Origin of the sequence: Bordetella genomosp. 4, assembly GCF_002261185.1 — a bacterium.
GTDB lineage: Bacteria > Pseudomonadota > Gammaproteobacteria > Burkholderiales > Burkholderiaceae_B > Bordetella_A.
The window spans coordinates 412,153-426,049 of sequence record NZ_NEVQ01000013.1 but is presented as its reverse complement, the minus strand read 5'-3'; the positions used below and the strand labels follow the sequence as shown (position 1 = coordinate 426,049).

14 protein-coding genes are annotated in these 13,897 nt (G+C 60.0%); 9 read left to right on the top strand and 5 right to left on the bottom strand.

Features of this window, described 5'->3' with window-relative positions:
- Positions 1–6 precede the first annotated feature (6 nt).
- Positions 7–978, top strand: a complete 972-nt coding sequence (locus tag CAL20_RS12280) for a transporter substrate-binding domain-containing protein (protein WP_094837996.1) — start codon at positions 7–9, stop codon at positions 976–978.
- Positions 979–1,010: 32 nt separating this feature from the next.
- Positions 1,011–1,595, top strand: coding sequence for an IMPACT family protein (locus CAL20_RS12275; protein ID WP_094837995.1), 585 nt, complete (start codon positions 1,011–1,013; stop codon positions 1,593–1,595).
- A gap of 101 nt (positions 1,596–1,696) precedes the next feature.
- Here CAL20_RS12275 and CAL20_RS12270 read toward each other — a convergent pair whose 3' ends face one another.
- From CAL20_RS12270 to CAL20_RS12255, 4 genes are all read right to left on the bottom strand, one after another.
- On the bottom strand, positions 1,697–3,421 hold the full coding sequence (locus CAL20_RS12270; RefSeq protein WP_179266664.1) for an autotransporter outer membrane beta-barrel domain-containing protein: 1,725 nt from the start codon (positions 3,419–3,421) through the stop codon (positions 1,697–1,699).
- 142 nt (positions 3,422–3,563) lie between these two features.
- On the bottom strand, positions 3,564–3,950 hold the full coding sequence (trxA, locus tag CAL20_RS12265; protein ID WP_094837993.1) for a thioredoxin: 387 nt from the start codon (positions 3,948–3,950) through the stop codon (positions 3,564–3,566).
- A gap of 112 nt (positions 3,951–4,062) precedes the next feature.
- Positions 4,063–5,070 (bottom strand): LLM class flavin-dependent oxidoreductase, encoded by a 1,008-nt coding sequence (locus CAL20_RS12260; RefSeq protein WP_094837992.1) that lies wholly within the window; start codon positions 5,068–5,070, stop codon positions 4,063–4,065.
- Between the two features lie 208 nt (positions 5,071–5,278).
- Complete coding sequence (locus tag CAL20_RS12255) at positions 5,279–6,571, bottom strand: NCS2 family permease (RefSeq protein ID WP_094821271.1); 1,293 nt, start codon at positions 6,569–6,571, stop codon at positions 5,279–5,281.
- A 71-nt stretch (positions 6,572–6,642) separates the two neighbouring features.
- On the opposite strand from CAL20_RS12255, the gene tsaD reads away from it, so the two are divergent.
- On the top strand, positions 6,643–7,692 hold the full coding sequence (gene tsaD / locus CAL20_RS12250) for a tRNA (adenosine(37)-N6)-threonylcarbamoyltransferase complex transferase subunit TsaD (protein WP_094837991.1): 1,050 nt from the start codon (positions 6,643–6,645) through the stop codon (positions 7,690–7,692).
- A 119-nt stretch (positions 7,693–7,811) separates the two neighbouring features.
- On the opposite strand, the gene plsY is transcribed toward tsaD, so the two are convergent.
- The gene (gene plsY / locus CAL20_RS12245; protein WP_094821269.1) at positions 7,812–8,450 is read right to left on the bottom strand and encodes a glycerol-3-phosphate 1-O-acyltransferase PlsY; all 639 of its coding nucleotides are present in this window, start codon (positions 8,448–8,450) and stop codon (positions 7,812–7,814) included.
- 153 nt (positions 8,451–8,603) lie between these two features.
- Here plsY and surE point away from each other — a divergent pair, with 153 nt between their 5' ends.
- The 6 genes from surE (at position 8,604) to CAL20_RS12215 (ending at position 13,875) form a co-directional block, all read left to right on the top strand.
- A complete protein-coding gene (gene surE, locus CAL20_RS12240) occupies positions 8,604–9,362 on the top strand; it encodes a 5'/3'-nucleotidase SurE (RefSeq protein ID WP_094821268.1) in 759 nt (252 codons plus the stop codon).
- Positions 9,347–10,165, top strand: a complete 819-nt coding sequence (locus CAL20_RS12235; protein ID WP_094837990.1) for a protein-L-isoaspartate(D-aspartate) O-methyltransferase — start codon at positions 9,347–9,349, stop codon at positions 10,163–10,165. Before surE ends, CAL20_RS12235 begins: the two co-directional genes overlap by 16 nt.
- Positions 10,166–10,181: 16 nt before the next feature.
- Positions 10,182–11,138, top strand: a complete 957-nt coding sequence (locus CAL20_RS12230; protein WP_094821266.1) for a peptidoglycan DD-metalloendopeptidase family protein — start codon at positions 10,182–10,184, stop codon at positions 11,136–11,138.
- A complete protein-coding gene (locus tag CAL20_RS12225; protein WP_094821265.1) occupies positions 11,135–11,917 on the top strand; it encodes a 3'-5' exonuclease in 783 nt (260 codons plus the stop codon). The genes CAL20_RS12230 and CAL20_RS12225 overlap by 4 nt, the downstream gene beginning before the upstream one ends.
- A gap of 101 nt (positions 11,918–12,018) precedes the next feature.
- A complete protein-coding gene (locus tag CAL20_RS12220) occupies positions 12,019–12,708 on the top strand; it encodes a hypothetical protein (protein ID WP_094821264.1) in 690 nt (229 codons plus the stop codon).
- Positions 12,709–13,119: 411 nt separating this feature from the next.
- Positions 13,120–13,875: a TorF family putative porin gene (locus CAL20_RS12215; RefSeq protein WP_094821263.1), complete on the top strand. Its 756-nt coding sequence runs from the start codon at positions 13,120–13,122 to the stop codon at positions 13,873–13,875.
- The last annotated feature ends 22 nt before the right edge of the window (positions 13,876–13,897 follow it).

Here is a 13,897-nt window from a genome sequence, read left to right as displayed (position 1 = left end):
GGGCTCATGAAGGCATTGAATGTTCTTTCTCGCGCAGGCCGGCGTGCATTGCTGGCTGCGCTATGGGGGCCGTTGATCGCCTGTCTATGGGTGCCGATCCTCGCCTCTGCCCAGACTGCCGCTGTGGCTTCATCGCAGTCGGAAGAGGCATTTTCCCAGGCACGCGCGCGAGGTAGCTTGGTCGTAGGCGTGCCTTATCTGGCGCCCGAGCCAGCCGCTGGCGCGAAGATTCGCACCCCGGAGCGCCTGGACACGGTGATGGCCCAGCGTCTGGGCCAGCAGCTGGGGCTGCCCGTCAAAGTCGTACAAGTCGATCCCGCGCGGCGGTTGTCGGCGTTGGCCGCAGGCGACGTCGACGTGTTGATTGCTGATCGCGTGCCCGATCCGGGTGCGGCAAAGCATTCCGGGGACGCTCGAGCAGCTTCGAGTGCTGCGATGCCGAGCACACTGTTGGACGAGTCACGCTTAAATCTTGCGACATCAGACGGTCAGGGGACGGCCGCTATTCCTACCGGCTATGCTGCCCGGCCAAAGGCCATCATTCGTAGCGATACCAAGCTGCGCCAATGGAAAGACGTCAAAGGCCTGACTGTTTGTATGTCTAGCGCTGCTTTCCACGCTCAAGCGCTAGCAACTCAATGGGGAGCGACGGTGCGCCCTTACCGTGTGCCGTCAGATGCCTTGGTCGCGGTGCGAGAGGGGGGCTGCGACGTCGGGCTCATTGATGACGTTGCCTGGGCTCCGCTCATGAAATTTCCCGAGTGGAAAAAATTTTCTTCCACGCTGGACGAAGCCGGCCCGCGGGTCGAGCGCGTCTGGTTAGTATCGACGAACGATCGCGTCACAAGGGCTTGGCTGACCGATGCTATGCAGCAGTGGCGTCGTGAAGGTATTGTTCAGGGCATGGTAGACAAATGGGCCCGCGACGTCGCGTTCGATGTCTATCTGGATCAAGAGGTCCCAGACTGCCACGGATGAAAGAGGAGCCTGCTCGTCTACAATTCCGGCCCATGAGCGATACCTTAAGCGCGCCTTGCACCTACGAAGAGGACATCAAAAAAAGCCGTTTCGCGGCCTACGCGGCTCCCGTGGCCAGCGTCGGCGAAGCGATGGATTTTTTTGCACAGCATAGCGATCCGGCGGCCACTCACAACTGCTGGGCCTATCGCATTGGTCAGGCCTATCGTTTCAACGACGACGGAGAGCCAGGCGGCACCGCTGGCCGGCCTATTCTGCAAGCCATCGAAGGCCAGGATCTCGACCGGGTCGCGGTCCTGGTGGTGCGCTGGTTCGGCGGTATCAAGCTCGGCGCAGGCGGTCTGGCGCGCGCTTATAGCGGCTGTGCGGCACAGTGCCTGCGCTTGGGGCCGCGTACCCCGATCATCGCAACTGAGACGGTTACTTGCCGGTGTAACTACGCGGAATTGCCGTTGATGAAGGCGCGTATCAGTCAGGCCGGCGTTGTGATCGACGCGGAGCATTTCGATGGCGACGGCGCAATGTTGACGCTGATCGTACCGTGTGCTGTGCTGGATGAATTGGAGCGCACCGTCGCGGATATCACCCGAGGCCGGTCTGAATGGCAGGTGGTATGACGATGCTACGGGTACCGCGATTGCTACTGCGGCTGCATACAACTATGCGCTTAAGCGCGGCGATTTGACTCGCTGCTCTTAGATGCTATTAGAAGACGCTATTAAAAGCGATATTTCGCTGTCACGTTGCCTCCGGTCTCGTGATAACCCGCATTGCCTTGGTGATGGAACACCTCGATGTTGAGCGACACGTGGCGGTTCATGTCGCCTTGTACGCCCAGTTTCACTTGGCCGATATTGCGTCCGCTATTCATGTTCGCCTCGGCGTTGTCCATGCTCACGCCATAACCCTTGTTGGCATGCAGCCAGTTGGCTTCGATGTGCGGTGTGATGACGGAGGTCAAGCCGGTCGTAATGTGTGCGGCGGCACGCACGCCGAATGCTGTTTGCACGCGTGATCGGTTTATGAAATCGACATCGGTGCCGTCGGCTTGGCGGAAGTTTTCGCTGCGCACATTCTGGTACATGACCTGTGCGTGAGGTTGCAGCACATACTTCACGTTATTGCGGTCGGCGAGCGGGATGTGGTAGCCCAGCTCCAGCGATGCGGTCATGCCTTTGGAGTCGTATTTTTCCGCCGGCAGATCACCGCCTTTGACGCGATTGTCGAAGTGGTTCCACAACACTGAGCTATCGGCGTAAAAGCCGTGTTGGGTCGCAACGCTCTTTTGGTAGGTGCCGTACAGACCGACACTATAGCCATTGACCTTGCCTTTGGTTGAGTAGTCGAAGCTATTTGAGTTGGTATGACCGCTATAGTGGCCATAGCCGCCCATGACGCCGATCGTGAATTGATGCTGGGCATGGGTCGATTGCGCCAGCATATCGACGCCCATCATGACGGTGTTCTTGTCGGCCGCGGTACGCAATTCACCAGAGTTGTCTTTCAGATGGCCGCGCGAGCCGCTGTATCGGATCCATGCACTGCCTTGCTGCGGGATGGCTTCAGTCTGGTAATAGCTGCCTAGACGATCGTTCAGATTCATCTGGAACATCGTATTAGCCGCCCACGCGTTGCTGATGTATGAGCCTGCTGCAGGGCGGATCGGCATGATGACTGCGGCTGGCGATTCGTCAAGCATGGGTGATGCTGGCTGCGCCTGCTCCAACATCACGGGTTGTGCCGGGACGGGCGCTGTTTGGCTTTCTGCGGTCGTACCGCTGACTTCGTCATTTACTGTCGCCGCGTTGTCGCTCTTTACCTCCGTGTTATTTGCGGATGCCGTGGCATCGCCGCCCACCTCTACGTTGTCTATGGGTGCTGTGGTGTCATTGGTCGCCTCCACATTATGGGCGAGGAGGGCACCAGGAGTCTTTTTGTCTGATTGATGGGAATCTGCGTCTGGTGCCTCGTCCTTCGAGCTCCAGAAATATTCTTGCGCTTCTGCTAACGCCGAGCCCGTGGCGTCTTTCAACGCTTCCAGGGTTGCGGCTCCGGATTCTGTTTGTGTCAACCAGACGGCCGTAGCGCTAACGGCCACAGCGACGGTGATATATGGATGCTCATAGGCGCCTCGACCGAGATACTTCACGGCCTCAATGGCAGTGCCTACAACACCTCTGTCAGCATCGGCTATTTGACGTACGTAAACAACAGGATCGGGTGGAACGGCTGGTACAAATCGATTGGTGTCGTCGAAGTATGACGCATCAAACAGGTTGATGCCGCCTCCAGCAGCATCAGCCTGCGCCGCAAGCGTCGCAAGCGCCAAACTCAGTACCGCTATCAGGCACGTTTTGCTGCTGCGCTTCTTCGTCCCGCAGCACCAGTTGATGTCGCCTCTGGCATGACGATCCAGTGCAGAGAGTAAACCGCGCTTGTCCATGTTACTTGCCTCCTTGGCCATACAGGCAAGCAGGTAACATCCCGCGGTATCGAGCGTTCTGTTGTTGCCGCAAAAATCCGTTAATTCGGACGCAGCGATGCGCTGACGCAGTGGCGGCGACTGCGTCAGCGTTCAGGCTTTTTTACTGCTGCTTATCGTCTCCTGCATCTTTGGCTGCAGCGATATCCTGATGCACTTTCTCCATATCCAGGCCCTTGACCTTTTCCAGCAGTTCGCCCAATTGCCCGGCCGATAACGCGCCTGGTTGAGAGAACAGCAGAACCTGTTCGCGAAACACCATCAGGGTCGGGATAGAACGGATCCCCAGGGCGCCGGCGAGCTCCTGCTCGACGTCCGTGTTGACCTTGGCGAAAGTCACATCGGGATGTTGTTCTGCAGCCTGTTCGAACACCGGCGCAAAACCGCGGCACGGGCCACACCAAGGGGCCCAGAAATCGACAATCACAGTGTTGTCGGGCGTGATCGACTCTTGGAAAGAGGCTTGAGTGAGTTCAACGATATTGCTCATACGATGCTCCGATAGACCTTGCTTTTCAGTATGCATAAACAAGGTTGTGTGTAGGAAGTCCACGTTCTTCAGAGCGTGGGGCGGCCAGCTTGGTATGGTTGCCTGAGAGTGTTCAGGAGGCGCTGCCCTGGTTTTTCAACGACGCCAAGATTTCATACGAACGCAAGCGGTCCTCGTGACGATAGAAGTCCGAAACGATCATGACCTCGTCCGCCTCTGTGCGCGCGATCAATGACTCGAGACCCTGCTTGACAGTTTCCGGACCGCCTACGATAGAGGCGGCCAGTTTTTGATGCACCGCTTGCTGCTCCCATTCGTTCCACAACCCGTCCATGCTTTCGACAGGCGGTTGCAGCGGCAGGCGGTTGCCGCGGATCAAGGACAAAAACTTCATTTGCTGGGTGGTGGACAACATGCGTGCCTGTTCATCGGTGTCGGCGGCGACCACCGGCACGCCAATCATGGCGTAGGGGCGTTCCAGCGTCGCGGAAGGTTTGAACAAGTGGCGATACAAGCGCATCGCTGCCATGCCTTCAGGCGAAAAGTGTCCTGCGAACGAGAACGGCAAGCCCAGCTCGGCCGCCAGACGTGCGCTGAAATCACTGGAACCCAATAACCAGATCGGAATGTCCAATCCCGCACCGGGGATCGCACGCACCGCTTGATTCGGCACTGCGGGCGCCAGAAATGCGCGTAGTTCGGCCAGCAGCTCCGGAAAATCGAAACCGCTGCGGGGACCGCGGCGCAGGGCCTGCTGCGTGGCGCCGTCACTGCCGGGCGCACGGCCCAGGCCCAGATCGATACGGCCCGGGAACAGGCTTTCCAGTGTGCCGAACTGCTCAGCAATGATCAGCGGTGCGTGATTGGGCAGCATGATGCCGCCCGATCCTACACGCAGCGTCTTGGTATGAGCCGCGACTTGGCCAATGATCACAGCAGTCGCGCTGCTGGCCACGCCCGTGATGTTGTGATGTTCCGCCAGCCAGAATCGCTGGTAGCCCCAACGCTCGACATGTTGCGCCAGATCGACCGTATTGCGGAATGCGCCTGCGGCGTCGCCGCCTTGCACGATAGGGGCAAGGTCGAGCACGGAAAAGGGCACGCGGGCCAACTGGGACATGGGGAAATTCTCCGGAAATAGTAGGGCGGAATGCGTCGGCTACGCCCTGCATTCCTCTAATACTTGGGGAGTGTATCGGTGAAATCAAGCTGATACCCGATCAACCTTGTGGTTGATCGGGTTGATAGCGAGCGTCAATGATGCCGATGCGCAAGCGTCATGCCTGCCACATATTGGCGTCGCCAGGGGTGCGATGTCTTCGCCTGGCCTACCCAGGAAAGAAGGCGTAGCGGATGACAAACAACGCTGCGACCAGCCAGGTCGCGGCATGGATCGTGCGGAAATGGCCGGTGAAGGTCTTCAACACGACATAGCTGATGAAACCAAACGCCAGGCCATTGGCGATAGAGTACGTAAAGGGCATGACCAGCGTGGTCAATGCAGCGGGCGTCGCCTCGGAAATATCGTTCCAGTCGATGTCGATCAATTCGCGCATCATCAGGCCGGCGACATAGAGCAGGGCCGGCGCAGTCGCGTAGGCCGGCACGGACCCGGCCAATGGAGAAATGAACAACGCGGCCAGAAACAGCAGCGCGACCACCAGCGCGGTCAGTCCTGTGCGGCCGCCGGCCTGCACGCCTGAGGCGCTCTCGACATAGGCGGTCGTGCTGCTGGTGCCCAGCATCGAGCCCGCCACGATGGCGGTGCTATCGGCGAACAATGCGCGGCCCAGGCGGTTGGGGCGGTCCTCGGGCACGAGCCCGGCGCGCTTGGCAACGCCCATGAGGGTGCCGGTGGCGTCAAAGACCTCCACCAGCACAAAAACCAGGATCACATGTACAAAGCCCGTATGCAAGGCACCCAGTATGTCGAGCTGCATGAACGTCGGTGCGAGGCTGGGCGGCGTCGAGAATACGCCATGGAATTCGTTATGGCCCGTCGCCATCGATAGCAGCGTCACTACCAGGATCCCAATCAGAATGGCGCCGCGCACGCGCAATGCGTCCAGGACCGCAATGACGAAAAATCCCAGAATCGCAAATAGAGGACCGGCTTCGCGCAGGTCGCCCAGTGTCACCATGGTGGCTGGATGCGGCACCACGATTTTGGCCGACGACAGGGCAATAATGGCCAAAAACAACCCGATACCGGCTGCAATGGCGCTACGCAGTGAGTGCGGGATGCCTTTGATCAACCAGGCCCGCACGCCTGTTATGGTGAGCACCAGGAAAATCACGCCAGAAATAAAGACCGCGCCCAGCGCTTGTTCCCAGGTATAGCCCATGGTCTTGACGACCGTGAAGGCAAAAAAGGCGTTCAAGCCCATGCCCGGGGCCATGCCGATGGGCCAGTTGGCCACCAGCGCCATGATCAATGAGCCCAGCGCCGCAGCCAGGCAGGTTGCGACGAATACGGCGTCGCGGTCCATGCCGGTGGAGGAGAGAATGTTGGGGTTGACGAAAATGATGTACGACATGGTCAAAAACGTCGTCAAGCCCGCGACGATTTCGGTCCGCGTATTCGTACCGTGTTCGCGTAATTGGAATAGCTTCTCCAGCATGGCAAGTTCCCGGGTTGGTTTTTATAGGGTTATCAAGCCGCCATTTTCGCACCAGATGTAAACTCGCGGCCATGATCATTCTAGGTTTTGAAAGCTCGTGTGACGAGACCGGCGTTGCCGCCGTCTGCACAGAGCGCGGCTTGCTCGCGCATGCCCTGCATTCTCAGATCGCCATGCACCAGGAATACGGAGGCGTGGTGCCCGAGCTCGCCTCGCGCGACCATATCCGGCGTGCGGTGCCGCTGGCCCGCCAGGTGCTCGAGCAGGCTGGGTTGACGTTGAAAGACGTGGAGGCGGTGGCCTATACCGCGGGGCCGGGTCTGGCCGGCGCGCTGCTCGTCGGCGCCAGCGTCGCCCAGGCATTTGCCTGGGCGCGCGGCTTGCCCGCCATCCCGATTCACCATCTCGAGGGGCATCTGCTGTCGCCCCTGCTGGACACGCCAAGGCCTAAATTCCCTTTTGTGGCGCTCTTGGTGTCGGGCGGACATACCCAGCTGATGCGTGTCGATGGAGTGGGGCGGTATGCGCTGCTGGGCGAGACGCTGGATGACGCGGCTGGCGAGGCGTTCGACAAATCTGCCAAACTGCTGGGCCTGGGTTATCCGGGCGGGCCGGCGCTGTCCCGTATGGCCGCCAATGGCGACGTGCAGCGTTTTACGTTGCCGCGCCCGATGTTGCATAGCGGCGATCTGGATTTCAGCTTCAGCGGCCTGAAAACCGCGGTATTGACCCGTGTCAAAGAGGCGGAGCGTGCCGGGACGTCGCTGGATGAGCAGACGCGTGCCGATCTGGCTGCCGCCACGCAGGCAGCGATTGTCGATGTGCTGGTGGCCAAGGCGGTCAAGGCACTGCAGCAGACCGGTCTGAAACGATTGGTCGTCGCGGGCGGCGTCGGCGCCAATCAATTGCTGCGTGCCCAGTTGGCCGAAGCGATGCGCCCCTTGCGTGCGCAAGCCTATTTTCCGCCGTTGGCTTTGTGTACCGATAACGGCGCGATGATCGCCTTTGCGGCCGCCGAGCGGGTCAAGGCAGGCCTGGTGACGTTAAAGCCGGGCGAGCATGCCTTTACGGTGCGCCCGCGCTGGGATCTGGCAGATATTTGCGTCGATACGCCCGCCTGAGTTGGTGCAGGGGCATCAAAATCAGGCGGCCTGCAGGCGGATTATCGCCAGGCAGGCCGCTGTGTCGTCGTAATAAAGGACGCCCGATCACCTGAGGCAGCCATCGATCGAAGGCTGCCTTATTTCTTTTTCGAGCCGATGCGGCTTTCTTTGCCCGACAGCAGGCGGCCAATATTGGCGCGGTGGCGATAGAACAGCAGCAGACTGATTATTGCCAGAGCAATGCCCACGGGCCCTTGCGCATACCAGGCCACGCCCGAGCCGAACAGGTAATACACCGGGGCAAAAAACGCAGCGACCAGCGCAGCCAGCGAGGAATAGCGCGTAAATACGGCAATGATCACCCAAGTGGCCGCAGTGGCCAGCGCCAGGCCTGGGTGAATCGCGAGCAGGATACCCAGTGCCGTCGCGACGCCTTTGCCGCCTTTGAAGCCCAGAAAAACAGGATACAGATGCCCCAGAAAGACGGCCAGCGCGACTAGCGCGTAGATCGTCCAGGGCAGGCCCGGCGCCAGGGTCTGCGCCAGCCACAGGGCGAACCAGCCTTTGGCGGCATCGCCCAGCAGGGTCAGCGCCGCTGCCGCCTTATTGCCGGTACGCAGCACGTTCGTGGCGCCGGGGTTCTTGGAGCCGTAGCTGCGAGGATCCTGCAAGCCCATGAGTTTGCTGACGACCACGGCGAACGGAATCGAACCGATCAGATAAGCCAGCGCGATCAACCCGGCACTGAAGAAGAACGAGGGGGCAGTGTGCACCATGAGAAAGTGTCCGTTACAGAAAGGTCGTGGCTGCGGATTCTACCGCGCGCGACGCATGGCTGTGTGTGGGGGTTATCCATAGAGCTATTTGTCAGTCACCTTCCGGCGGTACAATCGACCCCGTTTCATTTTGTTGATTTTGCGGGATGCTCAATGCGAATACTGGTTTCGAACGACGATGGCTATAGCGCCCCTGGGCTCGAAGCGCTGGTTCAGGCGCTGCAAGGGCTGGGCGAGATTACCGTCGTTGCTCCCGAAACCAATCACAGCGGCGCGTCGAATTCCCTGACGCTGAACAGGCCCTTGACGGTGCGTACCGCAGCCAATGGTTTTGTGTGCGTCAATGGCACGCCTTCCGATTGCGTGCACGTGGCGCTGACGGGTTTGATGGACGAACGGCCGGATCTGGTCGTCTCCGGCATCAACAACGGCGCCAATATGGGTGATGACACGCTCTATTCGGGTACCGTCGCGGCCGCCGCCGAGGGCTATCTGTTCGGTATTCCTGCGATCGCGTTTTCCTTGGTCGAAAGAGGCTGGGAGCATATCGAATCGGCTGCGCGGGCTGCACGCTCGGTGGTCGAACGCCAGCTTGCACAGCCGCTGGCTTCGCCGGTCCTGCTGAACGTCAATATTCCATGCCGTCCTTTCGAACAGATGGGCGGTTTGCAGGTCACTCGCCTCGGCAAGCGTCATCCTTCCCAGCCGGTCGTACGTACGACTACGCCTTATGGCGATACCGTCTACTGGATAGGGCCTGTGGGCGTGGCGGCGGACGCTTCGCCAGGCACCGATTTTCATGCTATTTCCGAGGGCAAGGTATCTCTGACGCCGTTGCGCCTGGATTTAACCCAACACAGCCAATTGGATGAACTCCGGGGCTGGGCGGAGCCGCTATGCGCAAGCCTGTGAGCCCACCCATCCCGCCCGGCCGCACCAAAGCCACCCCGGGTTATGGCAGCACCGGCCTGGCCCCCGGCTATACCGCCACCAACAGCAATACGCGGATTTCGCCGGCCACGCTGGCCAAACCCGCTGCCATCGGCAACCCGGCAGCTCAGGTCAGTAACCTGGGCCTGAATTCCGACCGCTTGCGTCAGGCCATGGTCCAGCGCCTGCGTAGCCAGGGAGTCACCGATGAGCGCGTACTGAGTGCGATGGCGGCGGTGCCGCGCCATGTATTTGTGGACGAAGCTCTCGCCAGCCGTGCATACGAGGATGCGGCGTTGCCGATCGGGCATTCGCAGACCATTTCGCAACCGTGGGTGGTGGCGCGGATGATCTCGGCTGTCTGTGAGGATCGAACCCCCACGCGCGTGCTCGAGGTGGGCGCTGGCTGCGGCTATCAGGCCGCGGTGCTGGCTCAGTTCGTACGTGAGGTGCATGCCATTGAGCGCATCCGCGGGTTGTTCGAGCTGGCACGCAGCAATCTGCGCGCTTTGCGTCTCGCAACGCGTGTGCGCCTCGTGCATGGCGACGGCATGGTAGGCTTGCCCGGCGTAGCGCCGTTCGATGCTATCGTTGTGGCTGCGGCCGGTCTGGCTATTCCGCAAGCGTTGCTGATGCAATTGGCGCCAGGCGGACGTCTGATCGCCCCCGAGGGGACGTCCAGCCAGCGATTGGTATTGGTTGAACGCACCGGGACTTCCACCTGGAAGCGCACCGAATTAGAAGCAGTACGTTTCGTCCCATTGCGGGCCGGAATCCAATCTTGAGCAACAGGAGAATTACATGCTCAACGGGCAGTTGCCACTGACCGCTCTTTATTTTCCTCAGGTGTCGTTTGCACGCCTGAAGCGGCCCGCCATGTGGGCGGCCGGCGCGCTGGGTTTGAGCCTGATATACGGCTGCTCAACCTCGACGTCGCGCGCGCCCGTGGTCGATCTATCCAATCAGCCTTCAGGCAGCAGCATGGCATCCGCCGGCGGCAGTTACGTCGTCAAGCCCGGCGATACGCTCTACCAGATCGCCCGCAGCAACGGCGTGAGCGTAGACAGCCTCAAGCAGTGGAACAATATCTCCGATGCCAATCAGTTGAGCGTGGGACAGGTGCTCAAGCTTTCTGCTGGCGGCAGTGCGGGCAGTACGGTGGCCAGCGCGCCGCCGCCAGTTTCGTCAGGTACCACGGCAACGCCGGTTCCTCTGGGAGAGCAGGGCAGTTCGACGGGCGCCGGAACGGGCGCGACGACTGCGCCCGGGACGACGAGTTCGACCACGACGCCGCCTGCATCCAGCGCGACGCCGCCAGCGACGAGTACGACTCCTGCCGCCAGCGAAACGCCGCCGGCCTCGGTTGCCACGCCCAAGCGCGCGGCCGATGCGAGCTTGATCAGTTGGGGCTGGCCTGCCAGCGGCGCGGTTACGCAAACGTTCACCACCGCATCCAAGGGGATCGATATCGGCGGTTCGCTCGGCGCCCCCGTTGTGGCGGCCGCGGATGGCAAAGTCATGTACAGCGGCAATGGCGTGCGTGGGCTGGGCAATCTGATCATCATCAACCACGAAAACGGCTTTATCACGGCCTACGCGCATAACCAGACCTTGTTGGTCAAGACTGGCCAGGCGGTCAAACGCGGCTCGAAAATTGCCGAGATCGGCCAAAGCGACACGACTTCGCCACGGCTGCATTTCGAGATCCGCCGTCAGGGCACACCGGTAGATCCCTTGCAGTACCTGCCGGCACGATGACCCCGACGCTCGTCTTTGACCTGGAAACGCTGCCCGACATCGACGGGCTGCGCAAGCTGAACGGCTGGGGGGCAGACGTCCCCGACGCCGAGGTCGCCGAGCGTGCCTTCGCGGCACGCCGCGAGGCAGTCGGGCACGATTTTCTGCCGCTGCATCTGCAGCGTATTGCGGTGATCGGTTGTGTGTTTCGCGACGATCAGGGCTTTCGCGTCAAGACGCTGGGGCAGCCCGACGATCCAGAGGCCGCTCTGATCGGTGGTTTCTTCAAAACCATCGAGCGTTATACGCCACGGCTGGTCAGCTGGAACGGCTCGGGTTTTGACCTGCCCGTACTGCATTACCGCAGCTTGATTCACGGCGTCCCCGCGCCGCGCTACTGGGATACTGGCGACGAAGATCGCGAGTTCAAATTCAATAACTACATCAGCCGCTATCACAACCGCCATATCGACCTGATGGATTTGCTGGCCAAGTACAACGGGCGCGCCAATGCGCCTTTGGACGAATTGGCCAAGCTGTGCGGTTTTCCGGGCAAGCTCGGTATGGATGGCGGGCAGGTTTGGCCAGCGTGGCAGGCCGGCCGCGCGGATGAGGTTCGCGCCTATTGCGAAACCGATGTGGTCAATACCTGGCTGGTGTATTGCCGGTTCCGCTTTTTGCGGGGCGAGCTGGACGCGGCGTCGTACCAAGCCGAGATCGATCTGGTACGCGATACGCTGGCGGCCAGCAATGCGCCGCATTGGCAGGAATATCTGGCTGCCTGGGACGCCACGGCGTAAGCTTCGGCAATCGACTGAAATATTCTCGGCCGATCCGAAATTCACCCGTAACGGGTCTGCACTGACAATGGTCTCGCGTTCTACTTTTTCAGGAGACCACTATGTCCCGATACGCGATCCGTTCTTCCCTGGCTGCCCTGGGTTTCATCGTTGCCGCTGCCGGCTTGTCCGGTACCGCGTTGGCCGCGTCCGATACCGCACCGCCTGCCGCCGCTGCGAAACAGCATGACGGCATGCATGGGGATCGCCACGGCGATCATCGTGGCGGTCATTTCAAGCATGGTGATCGTCGCGGCGGTCCCGAGCTGCGCGATAGTTTTTGGGTGCCGGGCGTAGGCCCGCTGTCCAAGGAACAAGTCGCCTCGCTCAAGCTGGATGCCAAGCAGCAGGCCACCTTTGATACAGCCAAGCAGGCACAAGGCGATTTTTTCAAATCGATGCGCGAGAACCGTGGCAAACGCCATGAGTTGCTCCAGACGCAAATTCAAAACGGTAAGCTCGATCCTCATGCTTTGACGGCCAACGAGGACGCTCAACGTGCAGAATTCCGTAAGCAATCGGAGCAAGTCCGCGGTAAATGGCTCGCAGCCTGGGATAGCCTGAACGCTACCCAGCAGCAACAAGTGACCGATTGGGTCAAAGCGCGCCAAGCCAAGATGGAAGCTCATCGCGCCAAGAAGGCAGAACGTCTTGCCAAGCGTGACGCGGCCAAGGCCGAGAAAGCCAACGGCGATGTGCCCCCGCCGCCGCCGGCACCGTCTGACGTGCCTCCGCCCCCGATGACCAATTGATCATTGATCGATGCAGGACACACGGATAGCGGTTGCCTCGTCATCCGTTGCAAAGACAATAAGGCAGTAGCGCAGTAAAGCCACCACCGGTGGCGCCAAAGGCCACGACGAGTCAACGCTGATTTGTCGTGGCTTTTTAATTGCGGCGTGAGTGCGCAGTCCACGTTTTGTCCCAAAATGGCGCGGTCAAGCGAAAGACGCACCGAATGTGTGCCCATCCGCGATCATGAGTGCACCAACATGGTGTTTGTGTAGGCAAAGCTGCCGGGATTGACGATATTGTGCAGCGATAAAACCTGGCACGGAAAGTGCTTTTGAGAGATACGCCGGTGTCATTTTTCTGAAAAGAATCCGGTCATCCGGGCCGGCATTTTCGCCGCTATCACTCTCTTTCCGCACAGGATCCGCACCATGAAACGCACGCTGCTCGCCTTGCCCCTCGTGTTCTCGGCCAGTTATGCAGTTATCGCCCATGCAGAACCCACCGATTTGGGTGCAGGTTTCTCGCTTAGCGGCAATGCCGCTATCGTCAGCGACTATCGGTTCCGTGGATATTCACAGACCAATTTCCGTCCGGCCGTTCAAGTCGGTTTTGATTTAGCGCACAGCTCGGGTTTTTATCTGGGAAACTGGAACTCCAACGTCTCTGATTTCGTGTTCCCAGAGGGCAATCTGGAAATGGATTTCTACGGGGGCTGGAAAGGGGCGCTGGGCGACAGCGGATTGAGTCTGGACGTCGGCGCGCTGTATTACTACTACCCCGGCTCAAAGTCGCCCAAAGGCGGCAACTACAACAATACGGACCTCTATCTGGGGCTGAGCTACGAAAACTATTCGTTGAAGTATTCGTATACCCCGAGCGATTTTTTCAGCACGCCTGACAGCAAAGGCACATGGTATCTGGACGGCACAGCCAACTTTGACCTGGGTGACGGTTGGGGCCTCGTGGCGCACGTGGGCTACCAGAAGCTCAAGAAACAGGTCAACATGGATGGCGACGATATCAACCATTATGTGGATTACAAACTGGGCGTGACCAAGGATCTGAACGGCTGGGTGCTGGGCCTGGCCGCCGTCGGCGCCTCTAAGGACAACTGGCTGCCCACCAAAAACGGCCATCCGTCAGGGCGTTTAGGAGCAGTGTTTTCAGTGACGAGGGCGTTTTAATTGCAGTATCCAGTCCGGCGCT

Excerpts from the sequence above, each read along its gene's own strand:
- CAL20_RS12280 (WP_094837996.1), top strand. The coding sequence starts at position 7 with ATGAAGGCATTGAATGTTCTTTCTCGCGCAGGCCGGCGTGCATTGCTG.
- CAL20_RS12275 (WP_094837995.1), top strand. The coding sequence starts at position 1,011 with ATGAGCGATACCTTAAGCGCGCCTTGCACCTACGAAGAGGACATCAAA.
- CAL20_RS12270 (WP_179266664.1), bottom strand. The coding sequence starts at position 3,421 with ATGGACAAGCGCGGTTTACTCTCTGCACTGGATCGTCATGCCAGAGGC.
- trxA (WP_094837993.1), bottom strand. The coding sequence starts at position 3,950 with ATGAGCAATATCGTTGAACTCACTCAAGCCTCTTTCCAAGAGTCGATC.
- CAL20_RS12260 (WP_094837992.1), bottom strand. The coding sequence starts at position 5,070 with ATGTCCCAGTTGGCCCGCGTGCCCTTTTCCGTGCTCGACCTTGCCCCT.
- CAL20_RS12255 (WP_094821271.1), bottom strand. The coding sequence starts at position 6,571 with ATGCTGGAGAAGCTATTCCAATTACGCGAACACGGTACGAATACGCGG.
- tsaD (WP_094837991.1), top strand. The coding sequence starts at position 6,643 with ATGATCATTCTAGGTTTTGAAAGCTCGTGTGACGAGACCGGCGTTGCC.
- plsY (WP_094821269.1), bottom strand. The coding sequence starts at position 8,450 with ATGGTGCACACTGCCCCCTCGTTCTTCTTCAGTGCCGGGTTGATCGCG.
- surE (WP_094821268.1), top strand. The coding sequence starts at position 8,604 with ATGCGAATACTGGTTTCGAACGACGATGGCTATAGCGCCCCTGGGCTC.
- CAL20_RS12235 (WP_094837990.1), top strand. The coding sequence starts at position 9,347 with ATGCGCAAGCCTGTGAGCCCACCCATCCCGCCCGGCCGCACCAAAGCC.
- CAL20_RS12230 (WP_094821266.1), top strand. The coding sequence starts at position 10,182 with ATGCTCAACGGGCAGTTGCCACTGACCGCTCTTTATTTTCCTCAGGTG.
- CAL20_RS12225 (WP_094821265.1), top strand. The coding sequence starts at position 11,135 with ATGACCCCGACGCTCGTCTTTGACCTGGAAACGCTGCCCGACATCGAC.
- CAL20_RS12220 (WP_094821264.1), top strand. The coding sequence starts at position 12,019 with ATGTCCCGATACGCGATCCGTTCTTCCCTGGCTGCCCTGGGTTTCATC.
- CAL20_RS12215 (WP_094821263.1), top strand. The coding sequence starts at position 13,120 with ATGAAACGCACGCTGCTCGCCTTGCCCCTCGTGTTCTCGGCCAGTTAT.